Source organism: Kineococcus sp. TRM81007, from assembly GCF_022669155.1.
In the GTDB taxonomy this organism is placed as follows: Bacteria; Actinomycetota; Actinomycetes; order Actinomycetales; family Kineococcaceae; genus Kineococcus.
The window spans coordinates 1-7,926 of record NZ_JALBVB010000049.1 but is presented as its reverse complement, the minus strand read 5'-3'; the positions used below and the strand labels follow the sequence as shown (position 1 = coordinate 7,926).

Genomic DNA, 7,926 nt, shown 5'->3' with positions numbered 1-7,926 from the left:
TCGGCCTCTTCGCGGGCAGCGCGTTCGGCCTCTTCGCGGGCAGCGCGTTCGGCCTCTTCGCGGTCTGTCTCCTCCGCGTGCCGCCACGCCTCGGTGATCCGCTGCACCTGGCCGCGCGGGTCGCGGAACCAGTCGGCGCTCCACAGGCGCTCGAACGCGACCCCGGCGGCCTCGACCTGCGCGGGCCGGGCGGCGTCCCGGTCGCGGACGGTCGGCAGCACCCGGTACCCCGACCCGTCGAGGTCCACGGCGAGCGCCGCGGTGCCCGGACCGGCGGTGACGAGCAGGTCCACCGGGGAGCCGGCGACGTCCTCGCCGGTGCCGACCTGCAGGCCGGCGGTGCGCAGGGCGGTGGCCACGTCCTCGCGCAGGGCGGTGGTGGCCGGGTCGGCGGGCGCGGCCGGCAGGTGCGTGGCCGTCGGCTCCAGCAGCGCGGCGAGGGCGCTCCACGCGGAGCCGTCGCCGGTGCCCGCGGCGTTCGCGGAGCCGACTGCGACGAGCTGGTGGACCCGTCCGGCGAGCGCGGTGACGTCCTCCAGGGGGCGGCGGTGCGCGTCGTCCACGACGAGGACGTCGAAGTCCTCGCCCGGTGCGGGCAGGCCGGTGGTGCCGTCGGTGACGCGGCAGCGGGGTGCGGCCCCGGTGTCGAGGGCTGCGCCCAGGCGGGCGGCGGCGGCGCGGGCGCGGCGCTCGTCGAGGGCGCGGAAGCGGGCGGCGAGGGCGCCGATGTCCCCGTCCGGGCCCGCGAGGGCGGCTTCGGCGCGGGCGCGCAGCCAGGCGGCGCGCACGAGGCGGGCGACGTCCTCCTCACCGGCGCCGGCGGGCACGACGGCGGCGAGCTCGTCCAGGCCCTGGCCGGACAGCTCGGCGCGGCGGCGCCGGCCCAGCAGGGCGTCGCGGGCGGCGGTGGCCCGGTCGGCGAGGTCGCGGGAGGCGGCGAGCTCGAGGGTGCCGGCGTCCTGCGGTGCCCCGGGCAGGGCGGTCGCGGCGCGGGTGAGCAGGGTGCGGGCGGTGCCGAGGGCCTGGGCGAGCTGGGGGCGCCCGGTCCAGGCGGTCGGCGGGCCGGCTGCGTGCTCGGCCCAGGCGCGGCGCAGCTCCTGCAGCTCCTCGACGTCGTGCAGGCCGAAGGAGCCGTCGTGGCGCAGGGCGGACAGGCGCTTGACCTCGCGGCGGCGGGTGCGTTCCTCGGCGCTGAGGAAGGAGCGCTGCTGCTGGGTGAGGACGGCGCGCGCCTGGTCGAGGTCGGCGGTGAGGGCGAGGGGGACGTAGGTGCGCGCGGCGGCCTCGGCGCGCTCGAGCAGGGCCAGGGCGCGTTCGGCGTCGGCGAGGGTGCGCAGCGGCTGCCAGCCGAGGTCCGCGGTCAGGCGCTCGGTGAGGTCGGTGAGGGTGCCCAGGGTGGCGGGCAGCCGGTCCAGGGCGTCGAAGGACCGGTCGGCGTCCTCGGGGTCCTGGGGTTCCTGGACGGGGACCGCGGGTGCGGGGCGTGCGGCGTCCAGCAGCAGGGCGGCGACCTGGGCGCGCCGGCGCTCACCCCACCCGGCGGCTGCGGGCAGCAGCGGGGGCCGCAGGTGGGCGGCGCGCAGCCCGGTCAGCTCGGCGAGCGCCTCGAAGGGCGTGGGGCCGCCGTCGTCGGGGCGGGCGTGCAGGGCGTCGGCGTGGCGGGCCAGGCCGTCGCGCGCCCGCACGCGGCCGCTCTCGTCCTCGTCGGGCGCGGGGGGCGCCGACGGGGACCCGGCGGCCCCGAGGAGCCCGGCCAGGCCGAGGCCGGTGAGCTCGGCGCGCACGGCGGGGGCCGTGGCGGGCCCGGCCAGGTACAGCACGCGCCGCCCGTCCGCGGCCAGCGCGGCGAGCAGCTCGGCCACGAGGGTGCCGGCGCCGCCGGGGCCGTCGGCGGCGGCGGCGAGGACGGGGACGCCGGTCAGCGCGGCGGCGACGGTGCGGGCGTGGGTGGAGGTCGCCGCGGGCAGCAGCGGCTCCCCGGCCGGGTGGTCCCCGGCGGGTGCCGCGGTGCGCAGCGCGTGCGCGGCCTCACCGTCCCCCGCCAGGGCGGCCAGCAGGGCGGTGTGCAGCTCGGGGCGTCGCTCGGTGCTCACGGGGGGAAACGTACCGACCCGGCCCGCCGGCGGCGTCGCGGCGCTGCGGGACCGGGCGGCGGGGGCCGGTCCCCGGGCACGCCCGGAGCGCGCCTCGGCCGGGCGGGTCCGTGGGACGCGCCCTCACGCCCAGCGCATCGTGAGGGCGCCCGCCAGGTGGTCGCCCGCCGGGCCCCGCAGCGCCGCCCGCACCAGCGCATCGCGCCCGGCGGTGCCCCAGGCGCCCCACGGCCTGCCCACCGCCGTGTTGGCGCCCGCGCGGCGGGCGGCGGAGCGCGCCGCGCGGGTGCGCACCTCCTCGAACTCCCGCATCCGCGGCACCGCCCGCAGGTCCCCGGACCGGACGGCACCCGCCCGGCCGCGCAGGACGTCCACGAGCACCGGCGCGAGCGCCTGCGCGTCCAGCCAGCCCAGGGTCATCCCCTGGCCGCCGATGGGGCTGATCTCGTGCGCGGCGTCGCCGACGAGCACGCGGCGCCCGTGGACGGTCCGCCGGGCGAGGCTGCGGCGCACGCCGAACGCGCTGACCATCGTGCTGGTGGCGGTGTCGAGCACCTCGCCGGTGCGCTCGGCGACCAGGGCGGCCAGCAGCTCCGCGGCGGGTTCGCCCGGGTGACGGCCGGTGCGCACCACCCAGCGGCGCACCCCGCCGGGCAGCGGGAAGGACTCCACGACGCCACCGGGTTCCAGGTGGACGGCCGCGGCGGCGCCGTCGCCGGTGGTGTCGGCGACGTCGCCCATGAGGTAGGCGTCCGGGTACGGGTGCGGGTCTGCGGCGAGCCCGGAGGCCTCGCGGACCCGGCTGCGCGTGCCGTCGGCGCCGACGAGGACCCGTGCCCGCCAGCGGGCGGTCGCCGGCGGCCCGCCGGGCCGGTGCTCGGCGGCGGTGACGTGCACCCGGTCGCCGTCGTCGTGGGCGTCCACGACCTCGCAGCCGCGCCGCAGCGCGCCGGGGGCGAGCTCGGCGAGGCGGGCGGTCAGCAGCGCCTCGGTGCGGTGCTGCGGCAGCGTGAGCACGAACGGGGTGCGCGGCCACGCCCGCTCGAACGTGACCTCGCCAAGCGTCCGGCCGCGGCTGCGCGCCACCGCGCGCTCGACGCGGACGCCCTCGGCGACGGCCCGCCGGGCCAGGCCGACGGCGGCCAGGGCGTCCAGCGCCGGCGGGTGCAGGCCGATGGCGCGTGAGAGGCGGCCGGGTGAGCTGCGGCGTTCCAGGACGGCCACGTCCACGCCGCGACCGGCCAGCAGGATCGCCAGCAGCAGACCGGCGGGACCGCCCCCGGCGACGAGCACCTCGCACTCGCGGGTGCTCACGGGCCGGCGCCGTCGTGCGGCGTGTGGTGCACCGGCGGGTCGTGCGCCAGCAGGTTGCGGCCGGGCCAGGGCCGTTCCACCCGCCACCCGGGCGGCACGTGCGCCCGCAGCTCCGCCGGCCGCCAGCTGCGGCGGATGGAGGTCAGGCCGTCGGCGCGGATGAACGAGCCGGGCGCCAGCGGCAGCGCACCGGCCGAGAACAGCAGGTACGCCCACCGGCTGCGGGCGATGTCGCTGTGCAGGGCGCGGCGCCGCGCCAGGGTGCGGGAGTCGTCCAGCAGGGCCCGCAGCTCCTCGTCGTCGAGGTGGTGCAGCAGGTGGTTGGAGACGACCACGTCGAAGCGGCGCCCCTGCGCCACCAGGTCGGCGCTGAGGGCCCGCTCGAACCGCACCCCGTCCACGGGTGGCCGGCTCACCGCCCACGCGTGGGCGCGCGGGTCGGGGTCGACGCCGGTGACCTCCAGCGCGATGCCGTCGCGGCGCGCCCAGCGGGCCAGGGCGCGGGCGAGGTCGCCGCCGCCGCAGCCGACGTCGAGCACGGTGGCCGGGCGCTCGCGCGGCAGGAGCGGCCGCACGTGGAGGCGGTAGGTCGCCCACCAGCCGGCCACCACGGCGTTGACGAGGCGGAAGCGGGCGTAGGTGCGCGCGAGCGCCTCCGGGTCGCAGTCGGGGGCGTCCATCAGCTCGACGGCGTCGCGGTCGCGCTCCCGGAGGTGGGCGCCGATCACCGCCCCTCCCCCCGGGCGGGCCGGGGTCCCTCGCTCGCACCGTCCACGGTTCCGGAGCGTAGGCGCGAGCGCGCCCGCCGTCCTGCGCAGCGCGGGGACACGGGGCGATCAGCGGGGGGCGCCGCCCCCGGACGGGACCACGAGGCCGGCGGCCGTGCTGCCACCCTCCGTGCCGCCACCCTCCGTGCCGCCACCCTCCGTGCCGCGCTGCTGCTGGGCGCCGAGGGAGTGGATCATCGCGGTGACGTCGACGCCGGTGGTCCGCTTGAGCACCTCCAGGGTCTCCTGGAGGTTGCTGCCCACGGAGCGGCTGAGGGCGCCGGCGCCGTCGTTGGAGATGACGGTGAGGTCCTTGATGCTGCCCAGGGGGCGGGCCAGCGCCTCGGCGACCTGCGGCAGGACCTCCAGCGCGCGCTGGGTGAGCGCGGCCTCCCCGAACTCCTTCAGCGCCTGCGCCTCCTTCTGGAGGGCCTCCGCCTTGGCGGAACCGGTGGCCGCCAGGGCCTCGGCCTGCGCCTGCCCCTCGAGACGGACCGCGTTCGACTGCGCGGTGCGGCGCTGCAGCTCGGCCTCGGCGGCGAGGCGGACCCGGGCGGCCTCCGCCTCCGCGGACAGGCGCACCCGTTCCGCGTCGGCCTGCGCGGCGGCGACGGCGGCCTGCTGCTCCGCCTCGGCCGCGAAGACGCGTGCGGTCCGCTGCGCCGCCGCCTGCTGCTCCGCGTCGTAGCGGCGGGCGTCGGCGGGCTTGCGCACCTCGGTGTCCAGGGTGCGCTCGGTGAGTTCCGCCTGCCGCTGCGCCACCCGCTCCTGCTCCTGCAGGACCTGCTGCTGGGCGGCGGCCTCGGCCAGGCGGCCGGCGGCGTCCGCCTCGGCCGCGGCCTTGTCCTGGTCGGCGCGGAACTGCGCCTGCTGCAGGGCCAGGTCGCGCTGCGCCTGGGCGATCTTCGCGTCGGACAGCGCCTGGGCCTGCTGGGCCTCCTGGGCGTTGTTCGCCTCGGCGATCTCCGCGGCGCGGCGGGCGTTGGCGGCCTCGGGCCGGCCCAGGTCCTGCAGGTAGTTGCCGTCGTCGCTGACGTCCTGGATCTGCAGGGTGTCCAGCACCAGGCCCTGGTTGTTCAGGCTGGTGACGGCCTCCTCCTCGACCTGGCGGGCGAAGGCGACGCGGTCGCGGATGATCTCCTCGACGGTCAGGGTGCCGATGACGCCGCGCAGGCTGCCGGCCAGCACCTCCTGCGTGAAGGGCTCGATCTCCCCCTGCTGCTGCAGGAAGCGCTGCGAGGCGGCTCGGACCAGGTCCTCCGTGCCGCCGACCTTGACGATGGCGACGCCGTCCACGTTCAGCCGGATGCCCTGGCGCGAGACCGCGCCGCGGATGGAGATGGGGATGCGCACCGAGGCCAGGGACAGGCGGTGGGCCTGCTGCAGGAGCGGCTTGACGAAGACGCCGGCGCCCATGACGACCTTCTGGCCGGACAGGTCGGTGGTCACCTCCCCGGTCTGCGGGTTGGTGACCGGCCGGCCCTTCCTGCCGACGATGATCAGCGCCTCGGACGGGCTGGCGATCTTGTACCGCGCCTTGACGACGACGGCCGCCACCAGCAGCAGGACGACGAGCACGCCGGCGACGACGGCGACGACGAGGGTGTCCATCTCGCTCCAGACCCGGGCGCTCCCACCGAGCCCGCGGCCGGGTCCCGGGGGCGTCGCGGGAGCCCGACGGGCGGAGCCGTTCCCGGGCCGGCACGGCCGAGCGGGCCCCTGAGCCCCCGCGAGCGACCCTAGCCGCCCGCGGGGTGCGCCGGGTGGGACCAGGACCCGGTGGTGGGGGCGTGTCGCGCGGGCCGACCGGGGCGCGGTGCGGGGTTCACGAGGCGGTTCACGACTCGGTCTCCTCGGCCTCCTCGGTCCACCGGCGGGTGGTGGGGTCGACGAAGCAGTCGACGCCCTCGTGCTCCACCTCGACCTCCACGGGCAGGCCGCGGACCTCCTGGGAGGCGGCGGCGACCTGCTCGGCGGTGGGGACCGGCAGCTCGGCGCAAGGGCTGGTACCGCTGCAGGCGGTGAGGGCGACGGCCGCGAGGGCGGCGGCGGGCAGGGTGGCGGCGAGCCGCGTCACGTGCGGGTTCACGTGCCGGATCGTGCCACCGCCGCGCTCGCGGCCGCGGCAGTTTTCCAGCTCCTCCGACCTGCGGGGCCCGCCCCGTGCCGCACAGCAGGTGCGCGTCGACGGCCTCGACCTCGCGGTGCAGCCACGTGCGGGCCGCCGGTGCGCTCCAGCACGCGGCGGGCGGTCTCGACGACGAGCGGTCGCCACGGCGGCCAGGGCTGGAAGTCGTCGGTGGCGGGCAGGCCCGGCCCGATGTCCACGAGCGTCTCGCCCACATCCTCGGCGTCGAACACCCCTGAGTCCGGGATCAACGGCTGCACGAGCGCGCTGGTCGTGGTCTTGCCGACGCCTTGGACGCCGTTGATCCACACGATCACGAGGACGGACGTCAGCGGCGTCCCCGGGGGGAAGGCCTGCCTGTGCTCGAACTGGCCTTCTTCGGTGTCGTCGATCCCGAAGCCGCAAGCGTCGCCGGGGACCTTCGAGCCCGCATCGAGCACCGCCCTCATCGATCCGGCGGCCAGCAGGTCGGCGTGGCAGGAGATGTGGCGGGAGATGGCGCCAGGAGGTTCAGCAAGCGCCGGCACCGCCCGCGCCGCCTCGTACCCGGTGGCGCACCTGCAGTGGTGCGCGGGCTGGATGGAGCCGGGCAGAGAGGGCACGCCTGATGTTCGGTCTTCTGGCGATGCTGGCCGGTCTCGTGACGGCGATCAACGCCACCGAGGTCGCTGATCGTGGTGAGCGCGCCGCGCGCAAGACCCGTCGACAGCGCGCCTCCTCCACGGGTCCAGGAGTCACCTCGCTTTACCGCTCACTGCGCAGAATCTTCCCGCCAGCGGGTGCTTCGGGCACCGTTGCTGATGCCGCCGGCACCAGGCCGTCGGTGCATCTGGGCACCACCGGATCACCGCCCATTTACCGCTCGTGCCGATCTCAGGACGTTCAGGACCCTTCACGCATATCGACGATCCGCTATCTTGATGTCATGCCGGTCATCGACTCCGCCGACGCGCTGCTCCGGGAGGCGCGCCGTCGCGCCGGGCTCACGCAGGTCCAGCTGGGGCAACGCGCCGGAGTGACCCAGAGCGTGATCAGCGCCTACGAGTCCGGACAGCGCCAACCCTCCCTGCCGGTGCTGCTGCACCTGCTGCGCGCCAGCGGCCACCTGCTCGACGCCTCGCTGATCGCCACCGACTCCCCGGCCACCGCCCCGCTGTCCGGCCCCCTGGGACAGCGCCTGCGCCGGCACCGGCGCAAGGTCAAGACGATCGCCGCGGCCCACGGCGTGCAGCACGTGCGCGTCTTCGGCAGCACCGCCCGCGGCAGCGAACGCGCTGACTCCGACGTCGATCTGCTCGTCGACCTACCGGCTGGGACGGGGCTGTTCGCCCTGGGACGTCTGCGCCGGGAACTGGAAGACCTCCTCAGGGCCCCCGTCGACCTGGTCCCCGAGGACGGACTCAGACCCGAGGTGCGCGCGAACGTCGAAGCGGACCTGCTGACCCTGTGAGCTCGGCGGCGACGAGGGCGGCGACGAGGGCGGCGACGAGGGCGGCGACGAGGGCGGCGACGACGACTGGGGCGATGGTGTTCGCGTGAGCCGGCACGCCCGCCAGCGCCTGCTGGACGTGCAAGCGGCCCTGGATGCCATCGACGCTCACACCCGTCGCGGCGACCTGCCCGA

7 protein-coding genes and 1 pseudogene are annotated in these 7,926 nt (G+C 77.6%); 1 reads left to right on the top strand and 7 read right to left on the bottom strand.

Annotated features, from left to right (window positions below):
* The 6 genes and pseudogenes from MN205_RS21765 to MN205_RS22325 form a co-directional block, all read right to left on the bottom strand.
* The coding region (locus MN205_RS21765; protein ID WP_242126347.1) for a hypothetical protein at window positions 1-2,093 on the bottom strand (2,093 nt) is incomplete at its 3' end.
* Between the two features lie 123 nt (window positions 2,094-2,216).
* Complete coding sequence (locus MN205_RS08785; RefSeq protein ID WP_308220257.1) at window positions 2,217-3,407, bottom strand: FAD-dependent monooxygenase; 1,191 nt, start codon at window positions 3,405-3,407, stop codon at window positions 2,217-2,219.
* Window positions 3,404-4,135, bottom strand: coding sequence for a class I SAM-dependent methyltransferase (locus MN205_RS08780; protein WP_242126345.1), 732 nt, complete (start codon window positions 4,133-4,135; stop codon window positions 3,404-3,406). The genes MN205_RS08785 and MN205_RS08780 overlap by 4 nt, the downstream gene beginning before the upstream one ends.
* Before the next feature lie 108 nt (window positions 4,136-4,243).
* Window positions 4,244-5,785: a flotillin family protein gene (locus MN205_RS08775; protein WP_242126343.1), complete on the bottom strand. Its 1,542-nt coding sequence runs from the start codon at window positions 5,783-5,785 to the stop codon at window positions 4,244-4,246.
* Between the two features lie 226 nt (window positions 5,786-6,011).
* On the bottom strand, window positions 6,012-6,263 hold the full coding sequence (locus MN205_RS08770; RefSeq protein WP_242126341.1) for a hypothetical protein: 252 nt from the start codon (window positions 6,261-6,263) through the stop codon (window positions 6,012-6,014).
* Window positions 6,264-6,394: 131 nt separating this feature from the next.
* A pseudogene (locus MN205_RS22325) lies at window positions 6,395-6,619 on the bottom strand (ATP-binding protein); the annotation flags it as partial.
* A gap of 290 nt (window positions 6,620-6,909) precedes the next feature.
* Here MN205_RS22325 and MN205_RS08760 point away from each other — a divergent pair.
* Entirely contained in the window at window positions 6,910-7,752 is an 843-nt protein-coding gene (locus MN205_RS08760; RefSeq protein ID WP_242126337.1) for a helix-turn-helix domain-containing protein, read from the top strand.
* Here the strand turns inward: MN205_RS08760 and MN205_RS08755 are convergent.
* The coding region (locus MN205_RS08755) for a hypothetical protein (protein ID WP_242126329.1) at window positions 7,703-7,926 on the bottom strand (224 nt) is incomplete at its 5' end. The genes MN205_RS08760 and MN205_RS08755 overlap by 50 nt on opposite strands.